Source organism: Aeromonas sp. FL131, from assembly GCF_049860615.1.
Classification (GTDB): Bacteria; Pseudomonadota; Gammaproteobacteria; order Enterobacterales; family Aeromonadaceae; genus Aeromonas; species Aeromonas hydrophila.
The window spans coordinates 1,142,287-1,154,986 of the sequence record NZ_CP187595.1 but is presented as its reverse complement, the minus strand read 5'-3'; the positions used below and the strand labels follow the sequence as shown (position 1 = coordinate 1,154,986).

General features: G+C 62.1%; 13 protein-coding genes. 8 read left to right on the top strand and 5 right to left on the bottom strand.

The annotated features are described in order from the left end of the window. The first annotated feature begins 388 nt into the window (after positions 1 to 388). Positions 389 to 1,237 carry an MIP/aquaporin family protein gene (locus ACPW75_RS05575; protein ID WP_077097448.1) on the top strand — a complete coding sequence of 283 codons (849 nt, stop codon included), beginning with the start codon at positions 389 to 391 and terminating at the stop codon, positions 1,235 to 1,237. Between the two features lie 54 nt (positions 1,238 to 1,291). Then, a complete protein-coding gene (gene glpK, locus ACPW75_RS05570; RefSeq protein WP_017409920.1) occupies positions 1,292 to 2,794 on the top strand; it encodes a glycerol kinase GlpK in 1,503 nt (500 codons plus the stop codon). Between the two features lie 165 nt (positions 2,795 to 2,959). Here the strand turns inward: glpK and ACPW75_RS05565 are convergent, their stop codons facing one another. Beyond that, on the bottom strand, positions 2,960 to 3,862 hold the full coding sequence (locus ACPW75_RS05565; protein WP_029303383.1) for a LysR substrate-binding domain-containing protein: 903 nt from the start codon (positions 3,860 to 3,862) through the stop codon (positions 2,960 to 2,962). A 194-nt stretch (positions 3,863 to 4,056) separates the two neighbouring features. Here ACPW75_RS05565 and ACPW75_RS05560 point away from each other — a divergent pair, with 194 nt between their 5' ends. The 5 genes from ACPW75_RS05560 (at position 4,057) to ACPW75_RS05540 (ending at position 7,675) form a co-directional block, all read left to right on the top strand. After that, positions 4,057 to 4,455 (top strand): DUF6404 family protein, encoded by a 399-nt coding sequence (locus tag ACPW75_RS05560; protein ID WP_077097450.1) that lies wholly within the window; start codon positions 4,057 to 4,059, stop codon positions 4,453 to 4,455. Further along, positions 4,442 to 4,804 carry a VOC family protein gene (locus ACPW75_RS05555; RefSeq protein ID WP_029303385.1) on the top strand — a complete coding sequence of 121 codons (363 nt, stop codon included), beginning with the start codon at positions 4,442 to 4,444 and terminating at the stop codon, positions 4,802 to 4,804. The genes ACPW75_RS05560 and ACPW75_RS05555 overlap by 14 nt, the downstream gene beginning before the upstream one ends. Before the next feature lie 175 nt (positions 4,805 to 4,979). After that, positions 4,980 to 5,276 (top strand): putative quinol monooxygenase, encoded by a 297-nt coding sequence (locus tag ACPW75_RS05550; protein WP_077097452.1) that lies wholly within the window; start codon positions 4,980 to 4,982, stop codon positions 5,274 to 5,276. Positions 5,277 to 5,323: 47 nt separating this feature from the next. Then, entirely contained in the window at positions 5,324 to 6,127 is an 804-nt protein-coding gene (gene dkgB, locus ACPW75_RS05545) for a 2,5-didehydrogluconate reductase DkgB (protein ID WP_077097453.1), read from the top strand. 375 nt (positions 6,128 to 6,502) lie between these two features. Next, on the top strand, positions 6,503 to 7,675 hold the full coding sequence (locus ACPW75_RS05540) for an MFS transporter (RefSeq protein ID WP_065478163.1): 1,173 nt from the start codon (positions 6,503 to 6,505) through the stop codon (positions 7,673 to 7,675). Between the two features lie 62 nt (positions 7,676 to 7,737). Here ACPW75_RS05540 and cydX read toward each other — a convergent pair whose 3' ends face one another. The 3 genes from cydX to ACPW75_RS05525 are packed head-to-tail and all read right to left on the bottom strand — an operon-like array spanning position 7,738 to position 10,577. Next, positions 7,738 to 7,851, bottom strand: a complete 114-nt coding sequence (gene cydX, locus ACPW75_RS05535; protein ID WP_005310033.1) for a cytochrome bd-I oxidase subunit CydX — start codon at positions 7,849 to 7,851, stop codon at positions 7,738 to 7,740. A gap of 27 nt (positions 7,852 to 7,878) precedes the next feature. Continuing rightward, positions 7,879 to 9,006: a cytochrome d ubiquinol oxidase subunit II gene (gene cydB / locus ACPW75_RS05530; RefSeq protein WP_077097454.1), complete on the bottom strand. Its 1,128-nt coding sequence runs from the start codon at positions 9,004 to 9,006 to the stop codon at positions 7,879 to 7,881. Next, complete coding sequence (locus tag ACPW75_RS05525; RefSeq protein ID WP_077097455.1) at positions 9,006 to 10,577, bottom strand: cytochrome ubiquinol oxidase subunit I; 1,572 nt, start codon at positions 10,575 to 10,577, stop codon at positions 9,006 to 9,008. Before ACPW75_RS05525 ends, cydB begins: the two co-directional genes overlap by 1 nt. 120 nt (positions 10,578 to 10,697) lie before the next feature. On the opposite strand from ACPW75_RS05525, the gene ACPW75_RS05520 reads away from it, so the two are divergent. Continuing rightward, the gene (locus ACPW75_RS05520; RefSeq protein ID WP_252410928.1) at positions 10,698 to 12,137 is read left to right on the top strand and encodes a PLP-dependent aminotransferase family protein; all 1,440 of its coding nucleotides are present in this window, start codon (positions 10,698 to 10,700) and stop codon (positions 12,135 to 12,137) included. 40 nt (positions 12,138 to 12,177) lie between these two features. Here ACPW75_RS05520 and ACPW75_RS05515 read toward each other — a convergent pair whose 3' ends face one another. Then, on the bottom strand, positions 12,178 to 12,696 hold the full coding sequence (locus ACPW75_RS05515; RefSeq protein ID WP_077095529.1) for a GNAT family N-acetyltransferase: 519 nt from the start codon (positions 12,694 to 12,696) through the stop codon (positions 12,178 to 12,180). Positions 12,697 to 12,700: the final 4 nt, after the last annotated feature.

Sequence of the window (12,700 nt, the reverse complement as noted above, 5' to 3'; positions counted from 1 at the left end):
ATGTGAACATTTAATCTGTGATGGAGGCTGAAATATTGCAGTTTTATTACAAAAGAAAGTGTCAAATGAGCAATCACTCATCAGCTGCAATCCCTTGTGTAGCAAGGCTTTTGGCTACCCACCAAGTGGTATAACCACTGTATCAACTTGCTTTCCGTCACATTTTCTTAGCAATGAGTGGGATCTTGTCCACATTTCCTGCGGGGAGGGAGTGGTGAATGGGCGATTTAGGTTTATTTTCTCTCTCGTCCGAGAACGAGCGCAAACGAGCATAACGTTTGCGTCAGCTCAAAAAACAAGAAGAAACGTTTTCGGACGCAATAATGGGAATGAAAAACAACAAAACGGAACATCAAACCTACTCTGGGTGGATATAAGGAATAACGGTATGAGCATACAAAGACCCAATACCCTGCTTGGCGAATGCATTGCCGAGTTTATCGGAACCGGCCTGCTGATATTTTTCGGCGTCGGCTGCGTGGCCGCACTGGTGCTGGCGGGAGCCAACTTCGGGCAATGGGAAATTTCCATTACCTGGGGTCTGGGCGTCGCCATCGCCATCTATGTCACCGGCGGTATCTCCGGTGCCCACCTCAACCCGGCCGTGACCCTGGCGCTGATGACCTTCTGCGGGTTCGACAAGCGCAAAGTGGTGCCCTACATCATCGCCCAGGTTGCCGGCGCCTTCTGCTTCGCGGCGCTGGTCTACTTCCTCTATGGTAACCTTTTCACCCAGTGGGAAGTGACCCACAACGTGGTGCGCGGCAGCGTCGAGAGCCTCGGCAGCGCCGGCATCTTCTCTACCTACCCGAACGCCCTGCTCTCCAACATGCAGGCCTTTGCGGTCGAGATGGTGATCACCGCCGTGCTGATGCTGGGTATCATGGCACTGGGTGACAACAACAACGGCGCCCCCAAAGGCTTCGCCGCCGCCCTGCTGATCGGTATCCTGATCGCGGTGATCGGCGCCTCCCTTGGCCCGTTAACCGGTTTCGCCATGAACCCGGCCCGTGATTTCGGCCCCAAACTGTTCGCCTTCCTGGCTGGCTGGGGTGACGTGGCCATGACCGGTGGTCGTGACAACCCCTACTTCTGGGTTCCCATCCTTGGCCCCATCGTCGGTGCCCAGATCGGTACTGCCCTCTATGTAAAAGTGTTGGCTCCCTGTGTGCCGGGCAACCGTGTTGCCGCCACCGAGCAAGTTGCCCAAACCGCCAAAGAAGAGGCCGCCGCCTAAGAGCGGCCCTCCCCAACGTGTAAAAACGTGGAAAATAAAAACGTGGAGAACATCATGTCTGCTGAAAAGAAATATGTCGTCGCTCTGGACCAGGGTACTACCTCTTCCCGTGCCATCGTGTTTGACCAGGACGCCAACATAGTCGGTACCTCCCAGCGCGAATTCACCCAGCACTACCCGAAAGCGGGCTGGGTGGAGCACGACCCGATGGAGATCTGGGCGACCCAGTCCTCCGTCTTCACCGAAGTGCTGGCCAAGACTGGCCTTCGCAGCGAAGAGATCGCCGCCATCGGCATCACCAACCAGCGTGAAACCACAGTGGTATGGGAAAAAGCCACCGGCAAACCCATCTACAACGCCATCGTCTGGCAGTGCCGCCGCACCGCGGCCATCTGTGAAGAACTGAAAGCGCGCGGCCTGGAAGAGTACGTCCGTGAAAACACCGGTCTGGTGCTGGACGCCTACTTCTCCGGCACCAAGGTGAAGTGGATCCTCGACAACGTCGAAGGGGCCCGCGAGAAGGCGATGAACGGCGAACTGCTGTTCGGCACCATCGACACCTGGCTGGTGTGGAAGATGACCAACGGCGAAGTGCATGTCACCGACCCGACCAACGCCTCCCGTACCATGCTCTACAACATCCGCGACCTGAAGTGGGATCAGAAGATGCTGGACGAGCTGGGCATCCCCATGTCCATGCTGCCACAAGTGAAACCCTCCTCCGAGGTCTATGGCTACACCACCCGTGGCGGCGGCTCCCGCATCCCCATCGCCGGTATCGCCGGTGACCAGCAGTCTGCCCTGTTCGGCCAGCTCTGCTTCGAGAAAGGGATGGCCAAGAACACCTACGGCACCGGCTGCTTCATGCTGATGAACACCGGCACCGAGCCGGTTCGCTCCAGCAACGGCCTGCTGACCACCGTTGCCATCGGCCCGAAAGGGGAAGTGAATTATGCCCTCGAGGGTGCGGTATTCATGGGTGGCGCCACCATCCAGTGGCTGCGTGACGAGCTCAAGATCATTCACGATGCCCGCGATACCGACTACTTCGCCTCCAAGGTGGGCGACACCAACGGCGTCTACCTGGTACCGGCCTTCGTCGGTCTGGGTGCTCCCTACTGGGATCCGTATGCTCGCGGCACCATGGTCGGCCTGACCCGCGGCGCCAACCGCAACCACATCATCCGTGCCGCGCTGGAATCCATCGCCTATCAGAGCCGCGATGTGCTGGATGCGATGCAGCAGGACTCCGGCATCAAGCTGGCCGCCCTCAAGGTAGACGGTGGCGCCGTAGCCAACGACTTCCTGATGCAGTTCCAGGCCGACATGATGCACACCCCGGTGGTGCGTCCGACCCGGATCGAGACCACCGCCATGGGCGCCGCCTTCCTGGCTGGCCTTGCCGTCGGCTTCTGGAAGAGCTCGGAAGAGCTGGAAGACAAGTTCAGCGTGGACCGCGAGTTCATCCCGCAGATGGACCGCGACGATCGCGCCAAGCGCTACAACGGCTGGAAGAAGGCGGTGGAACGTTCACGCCGCTGGGCAGAAGAGGAGTGATCGGGCAACCGACCCAGCTCTGAGCTGAAAAACGTGAGAGGCCGACAGCAATGTCGGCCTCTCTTTTTTAGCGCCGCCCCGATAATGACGCCCCCTATCGTCCCTAGGCAGACCCCCAAGCACGACGGACCCCTTCTGCCGGGCTGCCCGGTCAGAGAGCGGGGACTAGAGCATCTCGCTGCCGAGCTGCTCTTTGAGGAAATCGAGCCAGACCCGCAGCCGGATGTCACGCTGGGCATCGGAGTAGAACACCGCATTGATGGGGCGCGAGGCACCACTGTTGCTGCGGGCCAGCACCTCCACCAGCGCGCCGCTCATCCGATCCTGCCCAGTCATGAAATCCGACAGACAGACGATCCCCTGCCCCCGCAGCGCCAGCTGGCGCAGGGTTTCGCCGCTGCTGGCACGCAGGGTCGGGGTGATGGGAAAGCGGTCCCCCTGCTCCTGGCTCAGCAGCGGCCAGTGGTTGAGGTGATCGGGGTGCAAAAAACCGAGCAGCTCGTGCCCGCTCAGCAGATCCATCGGCTGGCGCGGTGTACCGCGCTCACGCAAATAGTCGGGGGATGCCAGCAACCGCAGCCGCGAACGGCCCAGCGGCAGCGCCCGCAGGGAGGAGTCGGTCAGCTCGCCGATACGAATGGCCATGTCCACCCGCCGCTCCATCAGGTTGATAAAGCCCTCGGAGCTGTGCAGTTGCAGCTCGATGGCGGGGTAGCGGCGGCGAAACTCGCCGATGATGGGCACCAGCCGGTGCAGGATAAAGGGGGTGGCAGCATCGACCCGCAATACCCCCTCAGGCTGCTCGCGGCGCATCAGCAGCAACCCCTCCGCCTCGCTCATCTCGGTCAGGATCTTCACCGCCCGCTGATAGAACCAGCTCCCCTCCTCGGTCAGGCTGACCCGCCTCGTGGTGCGGTTGAGCAGCACGGTCGAGAGCTTCTCTTCCAGCCGCTTGATGCCGCGGCTCACCACCGAGTTGTCCATGCCGAGGTTCTCCGCCGCCTGGCGAAAACTGCCCGCCTCCACCACCGCCACAAACAGGGTCAGTTCATCAGAATGGGTCTTCATTGCTGCAATCCAGACAAGAGTAATGGGCCTTTATAGGCGTAACTGCTGTGAGCTGGCAAGTGTACGGTGAGGTCAGTTCTTTTCTATACAGGAAAAGAACGTGACCGCGAGCCCATATCAAACTGGCGATTTGTCAGTACAATGCAGCCAGAAAAGCACCGTATGGCACCACTCATTTCACAAGGATGAATACCATGACATTTGAAGAGCGGCTGACCGCCGCCCATCAGGAACTGGAGAGCAAAGGGGTATGGCATGCCAACTACAATCCCCCTCTGTGCAGGCTGCTGCGCAGGTTCGGTTATCCCGTCAAACCGCCTCACTATGAGGGCTGGCTAACCAACTCTCTGGCATTCGGTATCAGCTTTGGTCTTGTCTGGGGCATGATGATGTGGTTTTTCAGCTGGCGACCCATGGGAACCGAACCGTTATTTGCCCTGCGCCAAATCGCGCTATTTGCAGGATTGTTCGGCCTGACCATGGCATCTTTGCTCTGGCTACGGCGCAAGCAGCTTAAACTGACCCCGTGGGAGCAACTTGCTGAGCCCACCGATGCTGATGATGAGGGAGATGAACTGAATGAAAGCCCATGAAAAACTGAACTATGTGGAGTTTGCGGCCAGAGATCTTGCCGCTACCAAGGCCTTCTTTCAGGCCGCTTTTGGCTGGCAATTTGCCGATTATGGCCCCGATTATTGCGCCTTCGAGGGGGAAGGGCTGGATGGCGGCTTCTATCGCGCCGATCTCTGTAGCCAGAGCGCGCAAGGTGGCGCCCTGCTGGTGTTCTACAGCGCCGATATTGAAGCGACCCAGAGCAAGGTAGCCGGCGCCGGGGGCACCATAGTTCGTCCCCTGTTCGATTTTCCCGGTGGCCGCCGCTTTCACTTCGTCGAGCCCAGCGGCAATGAATTTGCGGTCTGGTCCGAGCCGGCCAATGCCTGATGGCAAGGGGGCGCCCCGGCGCTCCCTGCTTCTTTTACCTCACTCACTTCCTCATCGCCACCTCGCCCCGGCCCATTCATTGCTGCTCTTGTCTCAATAGTGTTTTGCGACTGTTGCTCTGTTTCCCTCGATAGACGGCGGGCATACTGACTCCCGTCTTAACGAGGAGGTTCAGATGTCATCCCCCGTGATTGTGATTGCCCAGCTTGAAGCCAAACCCGAATTCGCCCCCCAGTTTCGTGCCGCCCTCGAGCCGCTGATCGCCGCCACCTTGCAGGAGGCCGGCTGCCTGCGCTACCAGCTGCATCAGGATTTGGACAATCCCCACAGCTGGATGCTCTACGAGGTGTGGGAGAGCGATGCCGCCCTCACAGCCCATCAGGGCCAGCCCCACTTTACCGACTTTGTCGCCAAGGCCGAGCCCTGGTTTGCCGGCAGTACCATTCGCCGCTATCAGCCGCTGAAGGCCTGATTTTCCGCGCCGCTGAGCGCCCTTTTACCACCTATTTGAGGAATAACATGATGAAGATGCCCAACCTGGGTCTTGGAACCTTTCGCCTGACCGGCCAACCCCTGCGTGGCTCCCTGCTGCAAGGGCTCGAGCTTGGCTACCGCCACATCGACACCGCCCAGATCTACGCCAACGAGGCCGAAGTGGGCCAGCTGATGAGCGAGAGCGGCGTACCTCGCCAGGATATCTATCTGACCACCAAGGTGTGGACCAGCGAGTTCGGGCCGGGCAAGCTGATCCCGAGCCTGGAAGTGAGTCTGGAAAAACTGGGCACCGACTATCTGGATCTGGCGCTTATTCACTGGCCCTCCCCCAAGGATGAGGTGCCGATGGCGGTCTATCTGGAGCAGCTGGTCGAGGCCAAAGCCCAGGGCCTGACCCGCGAGATCGGGGTCTCCAACTTCACCGTGGCCCAGCTTAAAGAAGCCATCGATATTCTGGGGCCGGGCGTCATCGCCCACCAGCAGGTGGAGATCCACCCGCTGCTGCAAAACCGCAAGGTGGTCGAATTCTGCCAGGCCCACGGCATCGCCATCACCGCCTATATGCCGCTCGCCTATGGCAAGGTGCTCACCGAGCCGCTGCTGATGGAGATCGGCAAGCGCCACGGCGTCTCGGCGGCCCAGGTGTCGCTGGCCTGGCTGCTGGCCCAGGGCATGACGGTGATCCCGAGCTCCACCAAGCGGGAGAATCTGGCCGCCAACCTGGCGGCGCTGAAGGTGCAACTCAGTCGCGATGAGATGGCCGCCATCGCTACCCTGGAGCGGGGGGAGCGCTGCGCCAACCCGGACTTTGCACCGGATTGGGACTAATAAGCAGGTTCAACCGGATTGTTCCCTCTCCCCATGGGAGAGGGCTAGGGTGAGGGTATAGCAGGCTACCCTAGGCTAGTTTTGCTGCATATACAGATTGCCCCCTCATCCCCGACCCTTCTCCCGCCAGGGGAGAAGGGAGGCAATAACGATCCGGGATATTTATCCAACCCCTAGCGGGAGGCATTGTGCCTCCCGCTTTTTTTGGTTTTGTGCGCCCCCCACACAATTCCCCGTCCAATAAGACCCGAGCCATCGCGATGATTGCTGCTGATTTGCCAAAAGTAATTTGATGTCACCGTCATTTTTACCAACAAACGCCCTCGGCATACTGGCGCCATTCTCCCGTCGGGAGTCCCTATCCAAGGAGTTGTTATGCCACTGGCGTTATTTGCCCTCACCCTGAGTGCCTTTGCGATCGGCACCACCGAATTCGTGATCGTGGGGCTTATCCCCACCATCGCCGAGCAGCTGAATGTCTCGCTCCCCTCCGCAGGCCTCCTGGTCAGCCTCTATGCCCTTGGCGTGGCCATCGGCGCCCCCGTGCTGACGGCACTGACCGGCAAGGTGCCGCGCAAGTGGCTGCTGGTGGGGCTGATGGCGCTCTTCACCGCCGGCAACCTGCTGGCCTGGCAGGCACCCGGTTACGAGAGCCTGATCGTGGCCCGTATCCTGACCGGGCTGGCCCACGGGGTCTTCTTCTCGGTGGGTAGCACCATCGCCACCGGCTTGGTGGCCAAGGAGAAAGCGGCGAGCGCCATCGCCATCATGTTCAGCGGCCTCACTATCGCGCTGGTGACCGGCGTACCGCTCGGCACCTGGATTGGTCAGGTCTTTGGCTGGCGTGAAACCTTTCTGGTAGTGAGCCTGCTCGGCCTCGTCGCCATGGTGGGCAGCCTGCTGCTGATCCCGAGCAACCTGCCCAAGGGGGCCGCTTCGACCATCCGCGAGCAACTCTCGGTGCTCACCAAAAAGCCCTTGCTGCTGGTCTACGCCAAGACGGCGCTGGGTTACGGCGGTGCCTTCACCGCCTTTACCTTCCTCGCCCCCATCCTGCAGCAGGTGAGCGGCTTTAGTGCCGGCGCGGTGAGCCTCATTCTGCTGGTGTACGGGGTATCGGTCGCCGTCGGCAATATCTGGGGCGGCAAGCTGGCCGACAAGATGGGCCCGCTGCCTGCGCTGAAGCTGCTGTTTGCAGGTCTCGCATTGGTGTTGCTGGTGCTCACCTTCACCGCGCCGCACCCGGTGCTGGCGGTGCTGACCGTGCTGGTGTGGGGCGCCTTTGCTTTTGGCAACGTGCCGGGTCTGCAGGTGCTGGTAGTGAAGCAGGCCGAGCAGCACACCCCCAGGGCGGTGGACGTGGCATCGGGCCTCAACATCGCCGCCTTCAACGTCGGCATTGCGCTCGGCTCCGTCGTCGGCGGTCTGGTGGTGGAACACCTGGGGTTGATGCACACCCCCTGGATCGGCGCGCTGATCGTGCTGCTGGCCTACGGCCTCACTCATGTCAGCGAGCGGCAGGCCGCCCGGGTCGCCCTCCCCGCCTAAGCTAACCCTCCAGCAGGATGCAAAAAGGCCGACACCTGTGTCGGCCTTTTCATGGCTGCGTCTCAAGACTCCTTGAGATCCTCATCGGCGGCCCAGCGCGCCTCCAGCCAGAGCAGGTTGACCAGCCCACACAACAGGGCGAAGCCCAGTCCCAGAATCCAGGTGAAATACCACATATCGCATGATCCTTTGGTTGAAGAGGGTTAGTAGAGGCTGTGGCCGTGCTGGCGGATCTGCTGGGCGCTCATCTTGCCGCGCACCACCCGGTAGACCCAGAGGGTGTAGCCGATGTTGATGGGCATCAGCACCCCGACAATCCCCAGCATGATGAAGAGGGTGCGCTCGCTGGAGGTACTGTCCCACAGGGTCAGGCTGCTGGACGGATCCAGCGACGAGGGCAGCACGAACGGGAACAGGGCGATGGCGATGGTCAGCATCATGCTGGCGCAGGCGCCGCCGCTGGCGAGCAGGGCCGTGCGCGGCAGCTCGCGGGCGCTGGCCAGACTGCTCACCATGGGCAGCACCAGGCCGAGCGCCGGCACGCACCAGAGCCAGGGATGGGCGACGAAGTTGGCAAGCCAGCCCTGCTGGGCCACCCCCACCTCCTTCATCAGCGGGGTGAGCGCCCCGTTGATATCCCCTATCTCCAGTACCCGGTAGCCGGCCATCTGGCTGAGCCAGACGCCGCCCAGGGCAAACAGGCCGCTCGCCAACGGGCCGAGCCAGAGGCTCTGGCGGGCGCAGCGCCGGGCGATCTCCCCCTGGGTCTTGCACTGCAGGAAGCTGGCGCCGTGCAGCAACAACAGCGCCAGCGCCGTCCCCATGCAGGTCAACAGCAGCGGCCAGTGGAAGTCAAAGGCACCGTAGTGGATGCGAAGGGCCGTATCGAAACGAAACGGCAGCCCCTGCAGCAAAAAGCCCAAGGTGGCGCCAAACACCAGGGTCGGCAGCAGGCCACCCACCACCAGGGCGCGATCCCACCAGCGGCGCCAGACCGGGTCCGCCAGCTTGCTGCGATAGTCAAAACCGACCGGCCGCAGGAACAGGCCGAACAGCAGGAACATGAAGGGCACGTAGAGCGCCGAGAAGGCGGCGGCATAGACCAGCGGCCAGGCGGCGAACAGGGCGCCGGCCCCGGCGATGAGCCACACCTGGTTGCCCTCCCACACCGGCCCCACGCTGTTGAGCAGCACCCGCCGCTCCTCGTCGTTCTTGGCCACCACCGGCAGCAGCATGGCTACGCCGAGGTCGAAGCCATCCATCACCACGAAGCCGACCAGCATGAACAGCACCAGCCCCCACCAGATCAATTTCAGGGTTTCGTAATCCATCAGGCAGGACTCCCGTTTTGCAACACTTCACCTTGATAGCGACCCGTCTGCAGGCTGGCGGGCCCTTTGCGGATCACATGACGCAACAAGAACAACTCCACCACCAGCAGGCTGGTGTAGATGAGGCTGATGGAGATCAGGCTGAACCAGAGCTGGCCCGGGGTCAGCAAGGAGACGGACGCCGACACCGGCAGCACGTCGCTGATGGTCCACGGCTGGCGACCGAACTCGGCCACGAACCAGCCCGCCTCGATGGCAATCCAGGGCAGCGGAATAGACCAGAACAGGGCCTTGAGCAGACGCGGGGATTGCACCAGCTTGCCCCGGCACAGCTGCAGGAAGGCAGCGGCAAACAGCGCCAGCAGCACCACGCCGATGCCCACCATCAGCCTAAAGCTCCAGAACAGCGGTGCCACCTGAGGGATGGAGTCCGCCACCGCCTTGGCGATGGCCGCCTCATCCGCCTTGCCAATCTCCTTGGCATAGGGGGTGAGCAAGAGGCCGTAGCCCAGATCCTGGCGATGACGCTCGAAGGTGGCTCGCGCCGCCTGGTTGCTGCCATCTGCCCGCATCGCTTCGAGCGCCTCGTGGGCCAGCATGCCGCTGCGAATGCGCTCCTCGTGCCGCGCCTTGAGATCTTTGAGGCCCGTCACCTGCTCATCGAGGGAGCGGGTGGCGATGATGCCCATCAGATAGGGGATCTTCACCGCGGCATGGGTGGTCTCGGCAGCCTGATCCGGAAAACCGAACAGGGTGAAGGAGGCCGGCGCCGGCTCGGTATGCCACTCCGCCTCGATGGCGGCCAGCTTCACCTGCTGCACCTCACCGGTGCGATAGCCCGACTCGTCGCCGAGCACGATGACCGAGAGGATGGCCGCCAGACCAAAGCCCGAGGCGATGGCAAAGGAGCGCAGGGCGAAGCGCACCTCCATGCGGCGCAGCAGATACCAGCTGCTCACCCCCATCACGAACAGGGAGGCCGCCACATAACCCGCCGCCACCGTGTGCACGAACTTGACCTGGGCCACCGGGTTGAAGATCACCGCAGCCACGTCCACCAGCTCCATGCGCATGGTCATGGGGTTGAACTCGGCGCCGACCGGGTTTTGCATCCAGCCGTTGGCGATGAGGATCCAGAGCGCGGAGAGGTTGGAGCCGAGCGCCACCAGCATGGTCACCAGCAGGTGCTGACCGCGGGAGAGCTTGTCCCAGCCGAAGAAGAACAGACCCACCAGGGTGGACTCGAGGAAGAAGGCCATCAGCCCCTCCACCGCCAGCGGCGTACCGAAGATGTCGCCGACATAGTGGGAGTAATAGGCCCAGTTGGTACCGAACTGGAACTCCAGGGTAATGCCGGTGGTCACCCCCATCACGAAGTTGATGCCAAACAGCTTGCCCCAGAAACGGGTGATGTCTTTGTAGATCACCTTGCCGGTCATCACGTAGGCCGACTCGGCGATCACCAGGATCCAGGACAGCCCCAGGGTGAGGGGCACAAACAGAAAGTGGAACATCGCCGTCGCCCCGAACTGCATTCGGGAGAGGCTGACCACATCATCCAGGCTTATCATGCATGACTCTCTATGTTGCATTTAACAGACAGGTTTTCGCCCGTTAAGTACATCACGGTCCATGACACCTATAACAGATGCAGTTATAGTGAAATACACCTATAACAGTTTAACAATCCCATGTCCCTATACGGCCAGCTGGCAGATCAGCTGCAACAGCAGATAACGAGCGGCCTCTGGCAGCCAGGGGAGCGCATCCCCTCCATCCGCCAGAGCTGCAAAACCCATGGCCTCAGCCCCATGACGGTGTTGCAGGCCTATCAGCTGCTCGAAAGCCGCGGCCTCATCCTGGCGCGGCCCCAGTCCGGCTACTACGTCAAGGCCGCCCCCTCCCGCCCGACCGCCAGCCTGCCCCAGCAGGCCCACTACAGCGGCTCGGTGGACATCAACGATCTGGTGTTCGAGGTGTTGCAGGCGAGCAAGTCGCGGGAACTGGTGCCGCTCGGCATGGCGGTGGCCGACCCCACCCTGTTCCCCCACCCCCAGCTCGGCCGGGCGCTGGCCAGCAGCATGCGCCGACTCGACCCCTTCAGCACGGTGGCAGATCTGCCTCCCGGCAACGAGGCGCTGCGCCGGGCCATCGCCCAGCGCTACGCCGGCGAGGGGCTGGCGGTAGACCCCCAGCAGATCATCATCACCACCGGCGCCATGGAGGCGCTCTCCCTCAGCCTGCAGGTACTGACCGAGCCCGGCGACTGGGTGGTGGTGGAGTCCCCCACCTTCTACGGCGCCCTGCAGGCCATCGAGCGACTCAAGCTGAACGCGGTGGAGATCCCGGTGATCCCGGGGGTCGGCATCGATCTCGCCCTGCTGGAGGAGGCCCTCGCCCAGCGCCCCATCAAGGCGTGCTGGCTGATGGGCAATGTCCAGCACCCGCTCGGTCACACCATGCCGGATGAGCACAAACAGGCGCTGATGGCGCTGCTCAACCGGCGCGGGGTGGCACTGGTGGAGGACGACGTCTATGCCGAGGTCTACTTCGGCCGCGAGCGGCCAAGGCCCATCAAGTATTGGGATACCAGTGGCGACAGCCTGCTGTGCAGCTCCTTTTCCAAGTGCCTGGCGCCCGGCTTTCGGGTCGGCTGGGTGGTGGCCGGTCGCCACGCCGAGCGGGTGCAGCGACTGCAGCTGATGTCGACCCTCTCCACCAATGTGCCAAGCCAGCTGGCGCTGGCCGAGATGCTGCGCCAGGGCGGTGTGGATGCCCACTTTCGCCGGCTGCGCCACACCCTGGCCCAGCGCCAGCAGCAGATGCGGGCCGCCCTGCTGCGCCTGCTGCCGGGGGAAGTGAGCATCTCCTCCCCCGATGGCGGCTACTTTCTCTGGCTCGAATTTGACCGGCGCCTCGACAGCCGCGCCCTGCACGCCCAGGCGCTGGCCAGCGGTTTTTCACTGGCCCCCGGCGCCCTCTTCTCCAGCAAGGGGCTGCACAACCACTGCCTGCGCCTCAACAGCTCCCATCCCTGGAGCGAGCAATTGGAGGCGGCCCTCACCCGGTTGGCAGAGCTCATTCACCAACAGCTGGACTCAGCTCCCGCCAAAGACCAAAAGGCCCCATGATGGGGCCTGTTCCTTGCGGAATTATCTGATTGAAACGGGCTTATCTGACCATGGTCTGTGACAACATCTTGAACCCCAGCGCCTCGTAGAGTGCCTTGGCCCGTTCGTTGAACGACATCACCTCCAGCCGGATCTGGTGGGCACCGTGCCCCTTGCCCCACTCGTCACAATGGGCGATCAGCGCTTTGCCGATGCCTTGGGAGCGGCGCCCCTCATCGACCACCACGGTGCCGATGCGGCAGATGGGCTCTTTGCAGAGAAACGGGATGGTTTCGTTGATGTCGATGCGCGCAGTCAAAAAGCCCACCACGGCCCCCTCCTGCTCGGCAACGCAAAACAGCCGCCCTTCGGCGGCGATGGCCGCCAGCAAGAAAACCCGCTCCTCGGGGGACGGAGAACAAAAGACCTGCGGGGCCTGCTCGAAGTGGATCTCTCCTATCTGCCGGTTCAGCTCGAGGATAGCGTCGATGTCCTGCTCCTGTGCCTTGCGTATTTCCAATGAATGCTCCTTGCCTCTGTGTTCTCGCGATGATGTGCCCTGGCGATGAGACGGTCTCATCTGC

Bases quoted from the DNA above. Each gene is read 5' to 3' on its own strand.
- ACPW75_RS05550 (WP_077097452.1), top strand. From the start codon at position 4,980: ATGTCATCCCCCGTGATTGTGATTGCCCAGCTTGAAGCCAAACCCGAA.
- dkgB (WP_077097453.1), top strand. From the start codon at position 5,324: ATGATGAAGATGCCCAACCTGGGTCTTGGAACCTTTCGCCTGACCGGC.
- cydB (WP_077097454.1), bottom strand. From the start codon at position 9,006: ATGGATTACGAAACCCTGAAATTGATCTGGTGGGGGCTGGTGCTGTTC.
- ACPW75_RS05555 (WP_029303385.1), top strand. From the start codon at position 4,442: ATGAAAGCCCATGAAAAACTGAACTATGTGGAGTTTGCGGCCAGAGAT.
- ACPW75_RS05560 (WP_077097450.1), top strand. From the start codon at position 4,057: ATGACATTTGAAGAGCGGCTGACCGCCGCCCATCAGGAACTGGAGAGC.
- ACPW75_RS05540 (WP_065478163.1), top strand. From the start codon at position 6,503: ATGCCACTGGCGTTATTTGCCCTCACCCTGAGTGCCTTTGCGATCGGC.
- ACPW75_RS05525 (WP_077097455.1), bottom strand. From the start codon at position 10,577: ATGATAAGCCTGGATGATGTGGTCAGCCTCTCCCGAATGCAGTTCGGG.
- cydX (WP_005310033.1), bottom strand. From the start codon at position 7,851: ATGTGGTATTTCACCTGGATTCTGGGACTGGGCTTCGCCCTGTTGTGT.
- ACPW75_RS05520 (WP_252410928.1), top strand. From the start codon at position 10,698: ATGTCCCTATACGGCCAGCTGGCAGATCAGCTGCAACAGCAGATAACG.
- ACPW75_RS05515 (WP_077095529.1), bottom strand. From the start codon at position 12,696: ATGAGACCGTCTCATCGCCAGGGCACATCATCGCGAGAACACAGAGGC.
- ACPW75_RS05575 (WP_077097448.1), top strand. From the start codon at position 389: ATGAGCATACAAAGACCCAATACCCTGCTTGGCGAATGCATTGCCGAG.
- ACPW75_RS05565 (WP_029303383.1), bottom strand. From the start codon at position 3,862: ATGAAGACCCATTCTGATGAACTGACCCTGTTTGTGGCGGTGGTGGAG.
- glpK (WP_017409920.1), top strand. From the start codon at position 1,292: ATGTCTGCTGAAAAGAAATATGTCGTCGCTCTGGACCAGGGTACTACC.